The sequence below is a fragment of the Kribbella sp. NPDC059898 genome, from assembly GCF_042730855.1.
GTDB lineage: Bacteria > Actinomycetota > Actinomycetes > Propionibacteriales > Kribbellaceae > Kribbella.
Genome location: NZ_JBHWKR010000004.1, coordinates 92,732 through 108,834 on the forward strand (window position 1 = coordinate 92,732; position 16,103 = coordinate 108,834).

General features: G+C 69.8%; 12 protein-coding genes. 7 read left to right on the forward strand and 5 right to left on the reverse strand.

All coding sequences use genetic code 11. From position 1 onward, the window contains the following. Positions 1–34: 34 nt before the first annotated feature. Both ACFV9C_RS14420 and ACFV9C_RS14425 read right to left on the reverse strand, forming a co-directional pair. On the reverse strand, positions 35–1,267 hold the full coding sequence (locus tag ACFV9C_RS14420; protein ID WP_380193717.1) for an MFS transporter: 1,233 nt from the start codon (positions 1,265–1,267) through the stop codon (positions 35–37). Between the two features lie 92 nt (positions 1,268–1,359). Then, the gene (locus tag ACFV9C_RS14425) at positions 1,360–2,316 is read right to left on the reverse strand and encodes a TrmB family transcriptional regulator (protein ID WP_380193719.1); all 957 of its coding nucleotides are present in this window, start codon (positions 2,314–2,316) and stop codon (positions 1,360–1,362) included. A gap of 90 nt (positions 2,317–2,406) precedes the next feature. Here ACFV9C_RS14425 and ACFV9C_RS14430 point away from each other — a divergent pair, with 90 nt between their 5' ends. After that, on the forward strand, positions 2,407–6,462 hold the full coding sequence (locus tag ACFV9C_RS14430; RefSeq protein ID WP_380193720.1) for a S8 family serine peptidase: 4,056 nt from the start codon (positions 2,407–2,409) through the stop codon (positions 6,460–6,462). 91 nt (positions 6,463–6,553) lie between these two features. On the opposite strand, the gene greA is transcribed toward ACFV9C_RS14430, so the two are convergent. Next, positions 6,554–7,066 (reverse strand): transcription elongation factor GreA, encoded by a 513-nt coding sequence (greA, locus tag ACFV9C_RS14435; protein ID WP_380193722.1) that lies wholly within the window; start codon positions 7,064–7,066, stop codon positions 6,554–6,556. A 207-nt stretch (positions 7,067–7,273) separates the two neighbouring features. Then, positions 7,274–7,702, reverse strand: coding sequence for a DUF4307 domain-containing protein (locus tag ACFV9C_RS14440; protein ID WP_380193724.1), 429 nt, complete (start codon positions 7,700–7,702; stop codon positions 7,274–7,276). Positions 7,703–7,760: 58 nt separating this feature from the next. Here ACFV9C_RS14440 and mca point away from each other — a divergent pair, with 58 nt between their 5' ends. From mca to ACFV9C_RS14455, 3 genes are all read left to right on the forward strand, one after another. After that, positions 7,761–8,624 (forward strand): mycothiol conjugate amidase Mca, encoded by an 864-nt coding sequence (mca, locus tag ACFV9C_RS14445; protein WP_380193726.1) that lies wholly within the window; start codon positions 7,761–7,763, stop codon positions 8,622–8,624. A 31-nt stretch (positions 8,625–8,655) separates the two neighbouring features. Continuing rightward, positions 8,656–8,949, forward strand: coding sequence for a hypothetical protein (locus ACFV9C_RS14450; protein WP_380193727.1), 294 nt, complete (start codon positions 8,656–8,658; stop codon positions 8,947–8,949). Positions 8,950–9,076: 127 nt separating this feature from the next. Further along, entirely contained in the window at positions 9,077–10,111 is a 1,035-nt protein-coding gene (locus tag ACFV9C_RS14455) for a copper resistance D family protein (protein WP_380193728.1), read from the forward strand. Positions 10,112–10,122: 11 nt separating this feature from the next. On the opposite strand, the gene ACFV9C_RS14460 is transcribed toward ACFV9C_RS14455, so the two are convergent. Further along, positions 10,123–10,650: a nitroreductase family protein gene (locus ACFV9C_RS14460; protein WP_380193730.1), complete on the reverse strand. Its 528-nt coding sequence runs from the start codon at positions 10,648–10,650 to the stop codon at positions 10,123–10,125. 26 nt (positions 10,651–10,676) lie between these two features. Between ACFV9C_RS14460 and ACFV9C_RS14465 the strand changes: the two genes are divergently transcribed. From ACFV9C_RS14465 to ACFV9C_RS14475, 3 genes are all read left to right on the forward strand, one after another. Further along, positions 10,677–11,765 carry a winged helix DNA-binding domain-containing protein gene (locus ACFV9C_RS14465; protein ID WP_380193731.1) on the forward strand — a complete coding sequence of 363 codons (1,089 nt, stop codon included), beginning with the start codon at positions 10,677–10,679 and terminating at the stop codon, positions 11,763–11,765. 9 nt (positions 11,766–11,774) lie between these two features. Next, entirely contained in the window at positions 11,775–13,748 is a 1,974-nt protein-coding gene (locus tag ACFV9C_RS14470; protein ID WP_380193734.1) for a thioredoxin domain-containing protein, read from the forward strand. A gap of 253 nt (positions 13,749–14,001) precedes the next feature. Beyond that, positions 14,002–16,065, forward strand: coding sequence for a M4 family metallopeptidase (locus ACFV9C_RS14475; protein WP_380193736.1), 2,064 nt, complete (start codon positions 14,002–14,004; stop codon positions 16,063–16,065). The last annotated feature ends 38 nt before the right edge of the window (positions 16,066–16,103 follow it).

Genomic DNA, 16,103 nt, shown 5'->3' on the forward strand with positions numbered 1-16,103 from the left:
CGGGCGCGACGAATCCGGAGCCTGTGGACAACCGTCAGTGCGCGGCGAGGATGTCGGCCAAGTCCTTCTGAGTCCGGAGCGGGGAGAAGTACAGGAACGATGTGCCGGCCAGGGTTGCGAAGCCGGCGGTGTAGAGGGTTGGGCGGAGGCCGAGGGTTGTGCCGAGGATGCCGCCGAGGAGGCTGCCCAGGGGAGTGGCGCCCCAGGAGACGAAGCTCATGGTGGCGCTGACGCGGCCTTGGAGGTCGGGTGGGCAGACGCGTTGGCGGGTGCTTGCGCCGAGGATGTACGCGACGATGATCGAGAAGCCGGCGAGCAGGGTTGCGAGGACGTACCAGGCTAGTTGCCAGCCGCGGTTCGTCAGTGCCTGCAGGACGAACGCGACACCGATACCTGTTGTCGAGAGCAACAAAGCGCGGGCGTCACCGAGCCGGGTGCTGAGCCGCTCAGTGACGACCGATGCGACGATCGCGCCGAGTAGGCCGAGCATGCTGAGGACGCCGTTCGTGCTCGGTCGCAGGTGCAGTTGGCGGACCAGGAACACCACCATCACCGCGCCGTTCGCGGACTGGAACAACATTGTCGTGGTCTGGTTGAGTGCGATCGGCCGGAGCAGCGGGTGCTTGAAGACGTACCGCAGGCCGTCGCGGATCTCGCGGCGCAGGTGCGGGCGTTCGGGCTTGACCGGCGCGGGCTCGGGGTAACGGATGCTGCGGAGCCAGATCGCCGACCAGACGAAGCTCAGCGCATCCAGGCCGATCGTGACCGCGGCGCCGATCCACTGCACGAGGATCCCGCCCGCTCCGGCGCCGATCACAGCCGCGACTGAGTGGTTGGCGGCGAGCTTCGCGTTGCCCGGGAGGAGCTGGTCGGTGTTCAGCAGCCGCGGCGGATAGGTGCTGTGGGCAACGTCGAACAGTACGGTCAGCACGCCGGCCAGCGCGAGTACGACGTACAGCTGCGGGAGGCTCAGTACGCCGAATGCCGCCGCCACCGGGATCGACCCGAACAGGACGGCACGGCCGAGGTCCGCGGCGATCAGTACCGGCAGGCAGCGGACCCGGTCGACCCACGCGCCGGCGAACAACCCGAGCAGCAGCCAGGCCGCGGTCTCACAGGTCCGCAGGAGTGAGACCTGGAACGTCGTCGCGTCCAGCGTCAGCACTGCGAGCAGCGGTACGGCGAACATCGTCAGCCGGCTACCGAGCTGGCTGAGCAGATCGGCGAGCCAGAGCCGCCGGAAGTCGGGATGCCTCAGAATGCCCATGTCCTGGACCGTAGGCATGTAACTTGAGCCCTGTCGACTCAAGTATCAAGAAAGTTGAGTCACTATCGCTCAACTTCAGGCTCAAAGAAGTTTCAGAGCCATCCGCGACGCATCGCGACGGCGCCCGCCTGGAAGCGGTTGGAGGTGCCGGTCAGTTCGTGCAGGCGACGTACCCGGCGGCGCATCGTGCGCAGTGACCAGCCGAGCTGGCGGGCGATCGCGTCGTCCTTGAGGCCTGCGACCAGCAGGGTCAGCAGCGCGCGGTCGTCCTCGGTCAGGTCCCCGGACGCCTCCGCGCCGAACGGGATCGCCTGCTGCCAGCACAGCTCCCAGTAGTCGACGAGCGCGTCGAGCAGCGTGCTCTGGTGCACGACCGCCGCTCGCAGACCGTCGCCGACGTCGAGCGACAGCGGGAGCAGCGCGGTGGAACGGTCGGCGATCGCGAGCTTGATCCGTACGCCGGTCAGCATCCGCGCGTCCTCGCCCGCGCGGACGAGGCGCTGGATGTCCTTGCCGACGATCGGATGCGCGAGCGCCTCGGGGGAGTACACGACCCGGTAGCGGACGCCGCGGTCGATGGCCCGCTCCTCGACCGGGTTCTCGGTGGCCAGCACGTACGGCGGGCGGTCGAGGGCCATGAACTCCTCGGACGTCTCCTGCTGCAGCTGGACGAAGCGCCGCCCGAGCGCCTCGGGGCCGTGCACGATCTCGATCTCGTCGCCCTGCCGGCCGCCGGCGCCGTGGCGGTACAGCTCGCCGAGCTCGCGAGCGGCGACACGGACCAGTTCGAGGGCGCGTTCCTGGTCGCGGACGAGAGCCTCGACGCCGCTCGCCGGGTCGATCGCGGCGAAGCGCTTGCCCTCGCCGGCGAGCTGGCCGACCAGGCCGAGGTCGTGGAGGCGGCCGAGGGCCTTGGTGACGCGGGCCTGGGAATCGCCGAGGTCGGGCATCAGCTCGGCCGCGGTGGCCGACGTACGGGTCAGGAGAACGCGGTACACACGCTCGTCGAAGGCGCCGATCCCGGCGGCTTTCAGCTTCTCGTCGGCCATCGGTCGATGATGGCTCATCTGGGCCACTGGCCGCTACGCGCCAGCACAAACCGGTGCGCTGCCACGGGGAACGCGGCTTCAATACCCGCTATGCATTTCACAGCGCGCACCACGAACCTGACCGGCGCCGTCACCGCCGGTTGCCTCGCGGTCACTCTGCTGGCGTCCGCGGGCCTCCCACCCGCCGCCGCAGCCCCGTCCGCCGCCGCTCGTGACGTCATCGTCGTCTTCGACACCCCGCCAGCCGCGGTAGGCGCGGACCTGGCCGAGCCCGCGGGCGCCCGAGCCGCCGCTGGCAAACACCAGCAGCTCCGCCAGACCCAGGACGGCGTACTGGCCGCCGCCCGAACCGCAGGCCTCAAGCTCGACGTCCACAAACGCTTCACCACAGTCCTGAACGCCGTTGCCGCCACAGTCCCGGCGTCCGAGCTGCCTACGCTCGAACACCTCCCAGGCGTGGCCCGCGTCGTCCCCGACCTCCCGGTGCACGCGATGGCAGCCGATTCAGTAGTAGCCACCCAAGCAGCCACCAAGTCATCGGCCGCAGCAAACGATGGCGCCGGCGTGACGGTTGCTGTTGTCGATACCGGGGTCGACTACAGCCATCCGGATCTGGGTGGTGGGTTCGGGGAAGGTCACAAGGTTGTCGGGGGCTACGACTTTGTGAACGGGGATGCCGACCCGATGGACGACAACGGGCACGGGACCCATGTGGCCGGGATCATCGCGGCCGACGGTGAGATGACAGGTGCCGCGCCGGGCGCGGAGATCACCGCCTACAAGGCCCTGGACGCGAACGGCTCCGGCTCCAGCTCGGACATCGTCGCGGCCATCGACGCCGCCGTCGACCCGGCGGGCCCGCACCCCGCGGACGTCGTCAACCTGAGCATCGGAGTCGACGGCGGATCCGGCGACGACCCGGTGACCGCGGCGGCTCAGGCAGCCGCGGATGCGGGCGTGATCGTGGTCGCCTCCGCCGGCAACGCGGGACCGGGGGCCTCGTCGGTCGCCAGCCCCGCGGTAGCCCCCGGCGTGATCGCCGTCGGCGCCACCCAAGGCAACCGCCGCGTCGGCTCGGCACGCATGGGCACCGAACCGCTCCAGACCTTCGAAACCCCGCTCACCGCGGGCGCCCCGGCCAAGCCCGTCACCGGCACCCTCGTCGACGTCGGCTACGCCTCGCCGGAGGAGGTCGGCGACCTGCACGGCAAGGTCGCGCTGATGAACGGGTTCGCCGGTCCCACCGCCGAGTACGCCGACTTCATGGACCGCGCCGCGATCCAGCGCATCCAGGACGCCGGCGCCATCGCCGTACTGATCGGCCAGCCGAGCTCCGGCGGCATCGGCATCAGTTCGGTCCCCGAACCCGGCCACCTGTCGGTCGACGACAGCCTCCGGATGAAGTCCCTGGTCGTCCTCGGCATGGACGACACCCAGTACGCCGAACTCGCTGCCGCCGCCGGCCGCGACGTCACGATCCTCGGCAAGGACGTCAGCGGCGAGATCGCGCCGTTCTCCGCCCGCGGCCCCGTCAACGACGGCACGTTCCGCCTCAAGCCCGACGTGTCCGCACCTGGCGTCGACGTGGTCTCGACCGTCCCCAAGGCGCTCGACCCGTCCGGGTACGCCGCGATGTCCGGTACGTCGATGGCCAGTCCCGCGGTTGCCGGTGCGGCCGCGGTCATGCGCCAGCGGTACCCGGACAAGCCGGTCGCGGAGATCCGGTCGGCGCTGATCGGCGCCTCCGACCCGCTCCCCGACGTACCGCCGACCACCGACGGCGCCGGCCGGATGAACCTGGCGTCGGCGCTGAAGTCCCCGCTCGAGACCAGCCCGACCAGCCTGTCCTTCGGCCTCGCCGACCTCGACGGCAAGTCGGTCTCCGCGTCGAAGGCGATCACCCTGCACAACACCGGCACGAGCCGGCTCGTCGTACACCTCAACGCGAAGGGCGTGAAGCTCCAGCCGGCCACCGTGTCGCTCGCGGCCGGTGAGTCGCGCACCGTCAAGGTCACGCTCACGGCCGACGTACCGACGAAGAGCACGAACCTCGAGGGCGATCTGATCGCCTCGTTCACCGGCGGCGCGGTCACCGTGCCGTACCTGCTGGCGGCCCGGCCGATGGGCGTCTACGTCACGCTCGGCTCCGTCCCGAGCCTCGACGTCGTCGCACCGCTCCCGTTCCAGGGCACACCCAAGGCGAACCTGACCGGCCCGGACGGCAAGACGCAGCCCATCACCCTCCAGAGCCGCGGCCCCGGCTGGGCAGGCGCCCCGCTGACGGGCCTCGTCCCAGGTCTGTACCACGTGACCTCCACGGGTACGACGGCCTCGGGCGTGAACCTGATCGGCAGCACGTCCTTCGAAGTACCGGGTGCGTCCTCGACAACCAAGTGGTCCGCCACTGGTCCGAACAGTCAAGGAGGCGACGTAACCCCTTCGCCACAAGGTGATGTCGCGGTGGCAACGGTCTCCGGCTCCACCCTTCCGTGGGTGAGCACGGACGCGGGCAAGACGTGGAATCCGCGTCCAGGCGCACCGCTCAGCGGAAGTCTGGGCCGGGGCTACGTGACGTTCGACCGCACCGACTCGAAGCGGTTCTGGTACGCCGTCAACGAATGCGTCGGCGGCTGCGGCACCATCGTCCGTACCGACGACCAAGGCGCCACCTGGAAACCGCAGCACCTCGACAACGCCCAGATCCTCGGCCTGTTCACGATGCCTGACGGCGCCGTCGTCGCGGTCACGCCGACCTCGCTGCTGTCCAGCACCGACGACGGCACGACCTGGTCGTCGCACCCCACGGGGATCAGCGGTGACGTGCAGTACGCCGCCGTACTGGGCGGCAAGCTCTACCTGACCGACGGCCGGAAGATCTGGTCGACGCCGATGTCCGGCGGCGCACCGGGCGCCGTCACGCTCTCGTACTCCGCCACCACGACGGTCTTCGTCACCTCGCTGTCCGCGGGCGACGGCGTACTCGCCGCGAACGTCTGGCTCCAGGGCGCCGTCGCGAGCACCGACGGTACGACGTGGAAGACCGTGCATGCGGGCAACTTCCACGAGAGCGTGCAGGCCTCGGGTACGTCGATCTACGCCACCGACAATGGCACCGGCTTCCTGTCGGAGGACCGCGGCGCGACCTGGCGCGAGGTGCAGACGCCGAACCGGAACGGGGTCGTCACCGACTTCGACGTCTGGGCCGCGGGCGACACGATCGCCAACTCGGCCGGCATCTACCGCCTCGGCACCGACGGCTTCCAGCGGATCGGGCTGTCGGCGGCGACCGTCGACGACCTGCTCCCGGTCGGCGACCGGATGCTCGCGGCGACCGAGACCGGTGTCTACAGCAGCCCCGTCGACGCCACCGGCAAGGACTGGGGCGTGGGCGAAGGCGAGGGGATGGTCGGTGCCGGCACGCGGTACCTCGCGTCGAGCGGCGACGTCGTCTGGCGGCTGGGCAGGACCGCGTTCGGAGGCAGCCGGCTCGACCGCAGCGACGACGCCGGTACGACGTGGACGACCCTGAGCGACACCGAGAACCAGCCGACCGCGCTGTGGGCCGACCCCGACGACCCGGCGCACGTGATCGCCGGGTTCAAGCGCCCGAACGACGGCGCCACCGGTATCCGGGTCACCAAGGACGGCGGCCAGACCTGGAAGAACATCTACACGTCGTACTACGTCGAGGCGATCAACACCGACGACGCCGGACGGCTGCTGCTCGGCGGCCCCGACGGGCTGTTCCGCTCGACCGACGGCGGCGCGACCGCCACAAAGGTCCTGGACGGCCGGGTCAGCACGATCCGCCGTACCGGCCGCTACCTGATCGCGGCCGGCGACGCGATCAACGTCAGTACGAAGGACGGCCGCTGGACGACTGCCGGCCTCGGCGGCGTGCCGACCTCGATCGGTGACGTCGTTGTCACCGGCAAGGCGTGGTACGCCGCGGGCGCCGACACCTTCTGGGGTGTGCCGGTCGCGGGTCGTGGCGTCCTCGAATCGACCGACCACGGCCGCAGTTGGCACAGCATCGGCGCCGGACTGCCGACCACGGACGCCCGGGCGCTCGCGGTCAGCTCCGACGGGAAATGGCTGTACGCCGGACTCGGGAACGCCGGCACGTACCGGATCCCGATCGGCTGACCCCGGCCCGCGGGTCCGGGCGAGCCGTGCTCCCCCAATGCGAAGCGCCCCGGTGGGGCTGTCCACCGGGGCGCTTCGGGAGCTTGGTGGGTCAGCCGGTGAACGGTTCCGCGGCGACGATCTCGACCGTGACGGGCTTCCCGTTCGGGGCCTCGTAGGTGGCCTTGTCGCCCTTCTTCTTGCCCAGAATGGCGGCGCCGAGCGGGGACTGCGGAGAGTAGACGTCGATGTCGACCGACGCGTCCAGCGCGAGCAACTCGCGGGAACCGAGCAGGAACGTCTCGACGTCGTCGTCGCCGGCGAACTTGATCGACACCTTCATGCCGGGCTCGACCTTGCCGCCCGCCTTCGGGGTCTCGCCGACCCGGGCACGGCGGAGCATGTCCTCCAGCTGCCGGATGCGCGCCTCGATCTTGCCCTGCTCGTCCTTGGCGGCGTGGTAGCCGCCGTTCTCCTTGAGGTCGCCCTCGTCCCTGGCCTCGCTGATCCGCTGGGTGATCTCGGCACGGGCAGGGCCCTTGAGGTGCTCGAGCTCGGACTTCAGCTGGTCGTAACCGTCCTGCGTCAGCCAGACAACGCTGTCCTCGTCGATCTTCTGCGTCACGGGCTGCTCCTTGTGTCGGTGGATGGGCAGGAAAATACTGCTGGCCGCCGTCGTCGACGGCGACCAATCAAACGAGCGTAGCAAGAGACCGCCGATCACGCAGGGGTTCTGACCGGTCACCAACGCTTGGAAAACGTTTGCTACCTCGGTTTCTCCAAGCGCGAACAGGACCCGGCGGCAGTCCGCTGCGCGGCAGCGGGTTCGGTGTCAGCGCGGCCGGTGCTGGTCCGCCGTCGTACAGCCGACGAGCACCACCGAGGTCGCCGAGCGTTGCGTTGTCAACGTCACCGGCAGGGTCTGGTGGCGGGCCGAATCGGCCGGGACCGTGACGGTCACCTCCCCGACGATCGAGAAGTCCGCGGCCTTCGCCTGCAGCCGGCAGCTCGCCTCGACGGACTTGCTCCGGTCGACCGTCATGGTGGCCGTCGCGCTGGTCGGCGAGACGATCGTGAAGCCCTGCAGCTCGGACCGGACCGGCGGGTTCGACTGCACCCAGGCGACCCACACCAGCCAGATCAGCCCGGCGAGTACGACGACGCCCAGGACGCCGATCAGCAGCAGACGACGGGACCGCCCGCCACGCCCGTACCGCGCGTTCAGGTCGGAGGTCGGGGTGGCTGCAGCTGACTCGGTCACAGGTCGTCCAGGGGGTCGGTCGTGGGTTTTGCGTGGGCTTGGAGGACCATTGTGTCTTGTGAGTGGAGATCTTCGGTTGTTGCATGTACACGCCCACCCGGACGACGAGTCGAGCAAGGGAGCCGCATCGACCGCCCGGTACGTCGCCGAAGGCGTCGAGGTGCTGGTCGCCACCTGTACCGGCGGCGAACGCGGATCGATCCTGAATCCGAAGATGGACCGCCCGGAAGTCCTGGCGAACATCACCGAGATCCGGCGCAAGGAGATGGACAGCGCGCGCGAGATCCTCGGCATCCGGCAGGAGTGGCTGGGCTGGGTGGACTCCGGGTTCCCCGAGGGCGACCCGCTGCCGCCGCTGCCCGAGGGCTGCTTCGGGGCGCTGAAGGTGGAGGACGCCGCCGCCCCGCTGGTGAAGCTGATCCGCGAGTTCCGCCCGCAGGTGGTCACGACGTACGACGAAAACGGCGGGTACCCGCACCCGGACCACGTGATGTGCCACCAGATCACCGTGGCGGCGTTCGAGGCGGCCGGTGACAAGGACGCGTACCCGGAGCTCGGCGAGCCGTGGCAGCCGCTGAAGCTGTACTACCACCACACGTTCCACTACGAGCGGATGAAGGCGCTGCACGACGCGATGGTCGAGCGCGGCCTGGAGTCGCCGTACGCCGAGCGGCTGAAGGACTGGAAGCCGGACCCGGAGAACGAGCGCCGGATCACCACCCGGGTCGAGTGCGCGGAGTACTTCCCGGTCCGGGACCAGGCGCTGCTCGCGCACGCCACCCAGATCGACCCGGACGGCGCCTGGTTCGCCGTACCGCTCGAAGTGCACCAGGCGGCCTGGCCGACCGAGGACTACGAGCTGGCGCGGAGTCTGGTCGAGTCGGAGCTGCCTGAGAACGACCTGTTCGCGGGGCTGCGCTGACGGGCGGCCCGGACAATGAGAGAATGGTGGCGTGACAGCGATGATCTCCCTTCAGACGGCCGAGATCGACCCCAACGTGGTGAAGCCGGGCTGGGTCGCGCTGCTGATCGTGCTGGCGCTCGGTGCCGCCACGTTCCTGCTGTGGCGCAGCATGGCCAAGCAGCTGAAGCGGATCGACGTGGACCGCGATGGTGCGGACGACCCAGCACCGTCAGGCGACCCAGCGAGTCCGGCCGACTCGCCGTCCCCGGATGGCGATGCAGCGCCGACGACTTCGGAGCCGAAGGACCTGACGAAGACCCCGAGTGACCACTCTCCGAAGTAACTAGATCTCGGTCCGGTCACCGATTCCTGGGAGCCCGGTCACGAGATGGTGTCAGACTGGGCTGCCCACCTCCGGCTGACCCTATAGTGAGCCGGGTGCTGACTGGTGCCCACGACCACATCCTCCGGTGACCGCGACCCGCGCGACCCGCGCCGCCCGGCACCGCATGCCCGGACGCCTGGTCATCGGTGGCGTCGGTGCCGTCCTCGTCGCGTCCGCCGCGCTGGTGCTGGCGCTGTACCTGGCCGACAGCCAGCCGGGGAACGCCGGCGGCATCGGCGGCCCTGGCGCGTTCGTGTCCTGGTTGCAGCCGCTGCTCCGGCTCGTCTCGACACTGGCCACGGTGGGTTGCGCGGGCGCGCTGCTCGCGGCCGTCGTCCTGCTGCGGATCGAGGGCGGGCCGCTCGGCGTCCAGGGGCGGCGCGCGGTCCGGGACGCGAGCAACGCGGCGCTGATCTGGGCGGTCTGCGCGTTCGCCGGTGCGATCGTGACGGCGGCGCTGCTGCTCAACACCCCGGTCCGGCTGCTGCGGCTCCGGGTCGACGACGCCCTCGGCGTACCCGAGGTGAAGTCGCTGCTGATCACCGGCATCCTCGTGCTCGCGCTGGCGATCGGGATCCGCCGCGTGCAGACCTCCTCGGCGGCAGGCCTCGGCGTACTGGTCGCGATCGCGGCACTCGTCCCGACCGCGGTCACGGCGTACCCGAGGAACGAGTCGTACGTCGTCCTCGCCGGCGCCGCCCTGGTGATCCACGTGATCGCGGCGACGACCTGGGTCGGCGGACTCGCGGGCCTCGTACGGTACGGCCGGGCCAGCCGGAGCGGGCTGCCGATCGTGCTGGAGCGGTACGGCCAGGTCGCGGTCATCTCGGCCGTCGCCGTCCTCCTGAGCGGCCTGCTCAGCGCCGCCGGCCGCCTGGCCGCGAAGGGCGGCGGCTGGGGCTCGGTCCTCGACGAGCTCATCCACGACGCGTACGGCACCGTGCTGATCGTGAAGGTGATCGCCTTCGTCCTCCTGATCGTCCTGGCCGGCCTCCACCGCGCCCGCTCGCGCGGCGACCTGCTGGAGCGCGGCAACCCGTTCTGGCGGGTCGTCGGCGTCGAACTCCTTGTGATGGCCGTGACCCTCGGCCTGTCCGTCGCCCTGTCCCAAACCGCCTAGTTCCAGGGCGCCTAGTCCCAGGGCGCGCTGCGGAGGTCCGCCGTACTGCGTCGGTCGCGGTCGGCGGGGCGGTCCTCGGCCGGGGTTCCGACGGCGATCATCGAGACGACGTGCCAGCCGGGACCGGGGTTCAGATCGGCGGTGAGGGCTTCGAGGTCGAACGCGCGGAACTGGCGGCAGGCCAGCCCCATCGCGTGGGCCTGCAGCGTGAGGTGGGCGACGGACTGGCCGAGGTCGTAGTCGGCGAAGTCGGAGTATGCCCAGTCGGTGTCCTCGACGTACCGGTGCGCCATCGTGACGACCAGCAACGACGCGGTCGGCGCCCAGCGGGCCGAACTGCGCGCCAGGTGGCGGACGATCCGCTTGTGCTCGGGCTCGTCGCGGCGCGCCACGAAGTACGCCCAGGGCTGCGAGTTCCCCGCGGACGGCGCCCAGCGGGCGGCTTCGAGGAGGACGTCGACGTCGTCCTCCGTGACGGTCCGCGCGGGGTCGAACAACAACGGGCTGAAGCGGCTGGCAAGCAACGGATGGACAGGCATGCTCCCATTCAACATACGGTGGGGCCGTGACGCATGTACTCGGCCGCCGGGCGCTGAACCGCGCGACGCTCGACCGGCAGCTGCTGTTGCGCCGCTCGGACCTCTCGGTCGTCGACGCGGTACGCCGCCTCGCCGGTCTGCAGGCCCAGACACCGCACAGCTGGTACGTCGGGCTGTGGTCCCGGCTCACGGACTTCGCCCCCGAACAGGCGGCCGGCCTGCTCGTCGACCGGACGCTGATCCGGATCGCGTTGATGCGCTCGACGATCCACCTCGTGACGCCGGACGACGCCCGCGGGCTGCGGCCGCTGATCCAGCCGGTGCTCGATCGCGACCTCTACCAGAACCACACCCACGGCAAGCCGATCGCGGGCATCGACATGACGCGGCTGATCGCCGACGGCGTCGAGCTGCTCGCCCCGAAACCCCTGACGAACAAGGACCTCGGCGCCCTGCTCGCCGAACGCTGGCCCGATCGCGCACCGGCGTCCCTGGTCTACGCGATCCGCAACCAGGTGCCGCTGGTCCAGGTACCGCCGCGCGGCGTCTGGGGCCGGAGCGGGCCGATCGCGCACACCACCATCGACGCCTGGCTCGGCGTCGGCTCGCCCTCGACCGCGACACTCGAGTGGATGATCCGGCGCTACCTGGAGGCCTTCGGCCCGGCGAGCGTGAAGGACGTGCAGGTGTGGTCCGGCCTCACCAAGCTGCGTGAGGTCGTCGAGCGGATGGACCTGCGGGTGTTCCAGCACTCGGACGGCCAGGTTCTGTACGACGTACCCGAGGCCGTCCACCCGGATCCGGACACGCCGGCGCCGCCGCGGTTCCTGTACGACTTCGACAACCTGCTGCTGTCGTACGCCGATCGCTCGCGGGTGATCACCGACGACCACGGCCGGCAGGGGTACCGCACCCAGCGGCCGGCGCCGCAGATCCTGCTGGTCGACGGCTTCACCGCGGGCGACTGGACGGTCGACCGGACCGCCGACGAGGTGACGCTGACCATCCGCCCGTACCAGCCACTCTCTTCGAACGCCGATGCGGTCGTCGCGGAAGGCGAGGCCTTGCTGGCGTTCCTGCATGCGGACGCGAGCAGCCGCAAGGTCCTCCTCTAGCGTTGGGGTATGGCGAACGAGCTCGGGCGATCGACCAGTCCGTACCTGCGGCAGCACGCGGGGAATCCGGTGGAGTGGCGGGAGTGGTCGGAGCGCGCGTTCGCCGAGGCGCGGGAGCGCGACGTACCGGTGTTCCTGTCGGTCGGCTACTCCGCGTGTCACTGGTGCCATGTGATGGCGCACGAGTCGTTCGAGGACCCGGGGACGGCGGCGTACCTGAGCGAGCACTTCGTCAGCGTGAAGGTGGACCGCGAGGAGCGGCCGGACGTCGACGCGATCTACATGGCGGCGACCGTCGCGATGACCGGGCAGGGCGGGTGGCCGATGTCTGTGTTCCTGACGCCGGCCGGAGAGCCGTTCTTCTGTGGGACGTACTTCCCGCGCGAGGCACGTGGCGGGATGGCGTCGTTCGGGCAGGTGCTCGAGGCGATCACCGACGCGTGGCAGCACAAGCGCGAACAGCTCGACGGGATCGGGAAGCGGGTCGTCGCGCAGCTCGGGGCGCAGCAGGCCGGTACGTCGCCGGACTTCGACCTCGAGCGGGCCGTCGAGCTGCTGAAGGTGGACTTCGACCCGGTGGACGGCGGGTTCGGGCGGGCGCCGAAGTTCCCGCCGTCGATGGTGCTCGACTTCCTGCTCCGGCACTACCGGCGGACCGGGGACGAGGACGCGCTGGCGATGGTGGCGCAGACGTGTGCGCGGATGGCGCGCGGCGGGATGTACGACCAGCTGGCGGGCGGGTTCGCGCGGTACTCCGTCGACGGGCAGTGGGTCGTGCCGCACTTCGAGAAGATGCTGTACGACAACGCGTTGCTGCTCGATGTGTACACGCACTGGTGGGTCGTGTCGGGGGATCCGCTGGCTCGGCGGATCGCTTCGGAGACCGCTGACTTCCTGCTGGGCGAGCTGCGGACGGCGGAGGGCGGGTTCGCGTCGGCGCTGGACGCCGACACGGAGGGGGAGGAAGGCAAGTACTACGTCTGGACGCCCGAGGAGCTGCGCGCGGTGCTGCCCGCCGACGATGCCGCGTGGGTGATCAGCTTGTGCGACGTCACCGGCACCTTCGAGCACGGCTCATCGGTCCTGCAGCTCAGGCAAGACCCGTCCGACGAGGTCCGTTGGTCCCAGGTCCGCGCAGACCTGCGAAGCGCACGGGACCTTCGTACCTACCCAGGGCGTGACGACAAGGTGGTTGTCGCCTGGAACGGTCTCGCGATCACGGCCCTCACCCGCGCGGGCGTGCTGCTGGAGCGGCCTGAGTACGTCGAGGCCGCGCTGGGGGCGGCGCGGTTGATCCGGGACGTGCATCTGGACGGGGCGCGGTTGTACCGGACGTCGCGGGACGGCGTACGGGGGAGCGCGGACGGTGTACTGGAGGACTACGCGGCGTATGCGCAGGGGTGTTTGACGTTGCTGGGGGCGACCGGGGACGTCGAGTGGTTCCGTACGGCGGAGGCGCTGCTCGGGCGCGTCCTGGAGCAGTTCGTTGCCGACGGCACCTACTACGACACGGCCGCCGACGCCGAACAGCTGATCTGGCGCCCGCAGGACGCCACCGACAACGCCACCCCGTCCGGCGTCAGCCTCACCGCCGAAGCCCTCACTACCCTCGCCAGCCTGACCGGTTCAGACCAGTACGAAACCGCCGCCCACCAGGCCCTCGCCGCCTCTACCACCATCGCCGCCCAGGCCCCCCGCTTCGCCGCCCGCGCCCTGGCAGTAGCCGAAACCCTGGCCACCGGCCCCCTTGAGATCGCCATCGCCACTCCCGCCGCCGCGGCGGAGCTCCTTCGTGTTGCCTTTGGCAACGCGCCCTGGGGCACCGCGATTGTTGCCGGTGCGCCTGATCTGGCGGTGCCGCTGATGGAGCGACGAGGGCTCGTGGACGGGCGGCCGACGGCGTACGTGTGTCAGAAATTCACCTGCAAGCTGCCGGTGACGTTGCCGGAAGACCTTCGGGAATTGTTGCGTCCTGCGCACTGACCCCCTGTGCGGGTGCGGGTTTTCCCTCAGGTTTCACTCAGTTCTCTTGACTCACGGCGACCGGGCGGCAACAGTCGGTCCTCAAGCCGGATGTAACAGAACTCGCATGTACCGACACAAAGTGTCACAAATGAGGCAGTGGCACTGTTGCGTCAGCATCCGGCGCGTCCCCAACTGAATTGGTCGCTGCGCCCAAACAGCGACCACACCGTGAGGAGATGTTGTCTTGAAACGACTGACATCAGCAGGGGCGGTGGCGATCGTCGCAGCGGCGGGTCTGGCCACTGGCATGACGGGGTTCACCGCGTCGACCGCGGGTGCCGCCGAACGGGCGGTGCCGCTCCCGGCGTCCGGCTTCAACCAGCCGGCCGCCGTCAAGGCCGAACAGGCGCTGACCGCGCGGACGGCCGCCGCCCTCGGGCTCGGCTCCGGCGAGCAGCTCCAGGTCCGCGACGTCGTGAAGGACCCGGACGGTACGGAGTACGTCCGCTACGACCGTACCTACAACGGCCTGAAGGTCGTCGGTGGCGACCTGATCGTCAAGCGCAAGGGCGAGTCGATCGGCCAGGTCACCTACAACCGTGGCGCGAAGGCCGTCGAGGTCTCAACCAAGCCGACCCTGTCCCAGTCGGCGGCCCTGACCAAGGGCGCGCAGGCATCGAAGTTCAAGGCGAACTCGAGCAAGGGCCAGTTGATCGTCTTCGTGACGCCGGCCAAGCCCGTGCTCGCGTACGACGTCGTGACGACCGGCGTGAAGCCCGACCAGACCCCGTCGGTGCTGCACACGTACGTCGACGCCAACTCCGGCAAGGTGCTGGCGCAGAACGACGAGATCAAGGAAGGCACCGGCAACTCGATGTACGCCGGCAAGGTCCCGATCGGTACGTCGGGCTCGTCGGGCAACTTCTCGATGACCGACCCGACCCGCGGCGGCAACTACACCACCGACCTCAAGGGCGCGACGTCCGGGAACGGCACGACGTTCACCGACGCCGACGACACCTGGGGCAGCGGTGCGGCCTCGGACCGGGCGACCGCCGCGGTGGACGCGCACTACGGTGCCCAGCTGACCTGGGACTACTACAAGAACGTCCACAGCCGCAACGGCATCTTCAACAACGGCCAGGGCGCCCGCTCCCGGGTGCACTACGGCAACGCGTACGTGAACGCGTTCTGGGACGGCACCCAGATGACGTACGGCGACGGGATCAGCAACACGCACCCGCTGACCGCGATCGACGTGGCCGGTCACGAGATGAGCCACGGTGTCACCGAGGCGAGCGCCAACCTGAACTACTCGGGTGACGCGGGCGGCCTGAATGAGGCGACGTCGGACATCTTCGGCACCATGGTCGAGTGGTACGCGAACAACGCGAGCGACCCGGGTGACTACCTGATCGGCGAGAAGATCAACATCAACGGCGACGGTACGCCGCTGCGCTACATGGACAAGCCGTCGAAGGACGGGGCCAGCGTGGACTGCTGGTCGACCAGCACCGGTGGTCTGGACCCGCACTACTCGTCCGGCCCGCTGAACCACTGGTTCTACCTGGCCTCCGAGGGCACCGGCAGCAAGACCATCAACGGCGTCAGCTACAACAGCACCGCCTGCAACGGCACGACATTCGCCGGTGTCGGCCGGGACGTCGCCGCCAAGGTCTGGTACCGGACGCTGACCACCAAGCTGAGCTCGGGCAGCACCTACAAGGACGCGCGCGAAGGCGCGATCAACTCCGCGAAGGAGCTGTACGGCGCGGACTCCGCGCAGTGCAAGGGCATCGAGGCCGCGTTCGGTGGCATCGCGGTCCCGGCCGGCTCGGCCGCCTGCGGTGGTGGCACCACGCCGCCCCCGACCGGCGACAACCTGCTGAAGAACCCGGGCTTCGAGTCCGGCGCGGTCGACTGGACCGGCACCTCCGGCCCGGTCACGAACAACACCGGCCGCCCGGCGCGGACCGGTAGCTGGAAGCTGTGGCTGCAGGGCAACGGCCGCGCCACCACCGAGAGCGTCGGCCAGTCGGTCGCGATCCCGGCGTCGGCGACGTCCGCCAGCCTGTCGTTCTGGATCCGCATCGACACCGCGGAGACCACTACGACCACGGCGTACGACACCGCGAAGGTCCAGGTCGTCGACGGCTCGACCACGAGCACGCTGGCGACGTACTCGAACCTGAACAAGAACACGTCGTACGTGCAGAAGACGCTGAACCTGACGGCGTACAAGGGCAAGACCGTCACGATCAAGTTCGTCGGCCAGGAGGACTCCTCGGCGCAGACCAGCTTCGTCGTCGACGACACCTCGCTGACCGTCAGCTGAGAACGTCCGGGGCGCGCGCGGCCTCCGCCCAAGGCCAC

Coding starts and splice junctions, on each gene's coding strand:
- ACFV9C_RS14470 (WP_380193734.1), top strand. CDS start 11,775: ATGGCGAACGAGCTCGGGCGATCGACCAGTCCGTACCTGCGGCAGCAC.
- ACFV9C_RS14425 (WP_380193719.1), bottom strand. CDS start 2,316: ATGGCCGACGAGAAGCTGAAAGCCGCCGGGATCGGCGCCTTCGACGAG.
- ACFV9C_RS14430 (WP_380193720.1), top strand. CDS start 2,407: ATGCATTTCACAGCGCGCACCACGAACCTGACCGGCGCCGTCACCGCC.
- ACFV9C_RS14460 (WP_380193730.1), bottom strand. CDS start 10,650: ATGCCTGTCCATCCGTTGCTTGCCAGCCGCTTCAGCCCGTTGTTGTTC.
- ACFV9C_RS14420 (WP_380193717.1), bottom strand. CDS start 1,267: ATGGGCATTCTGAGGCATCCCGACTTCCGGCGGCTCTGGCTCGCCGAT.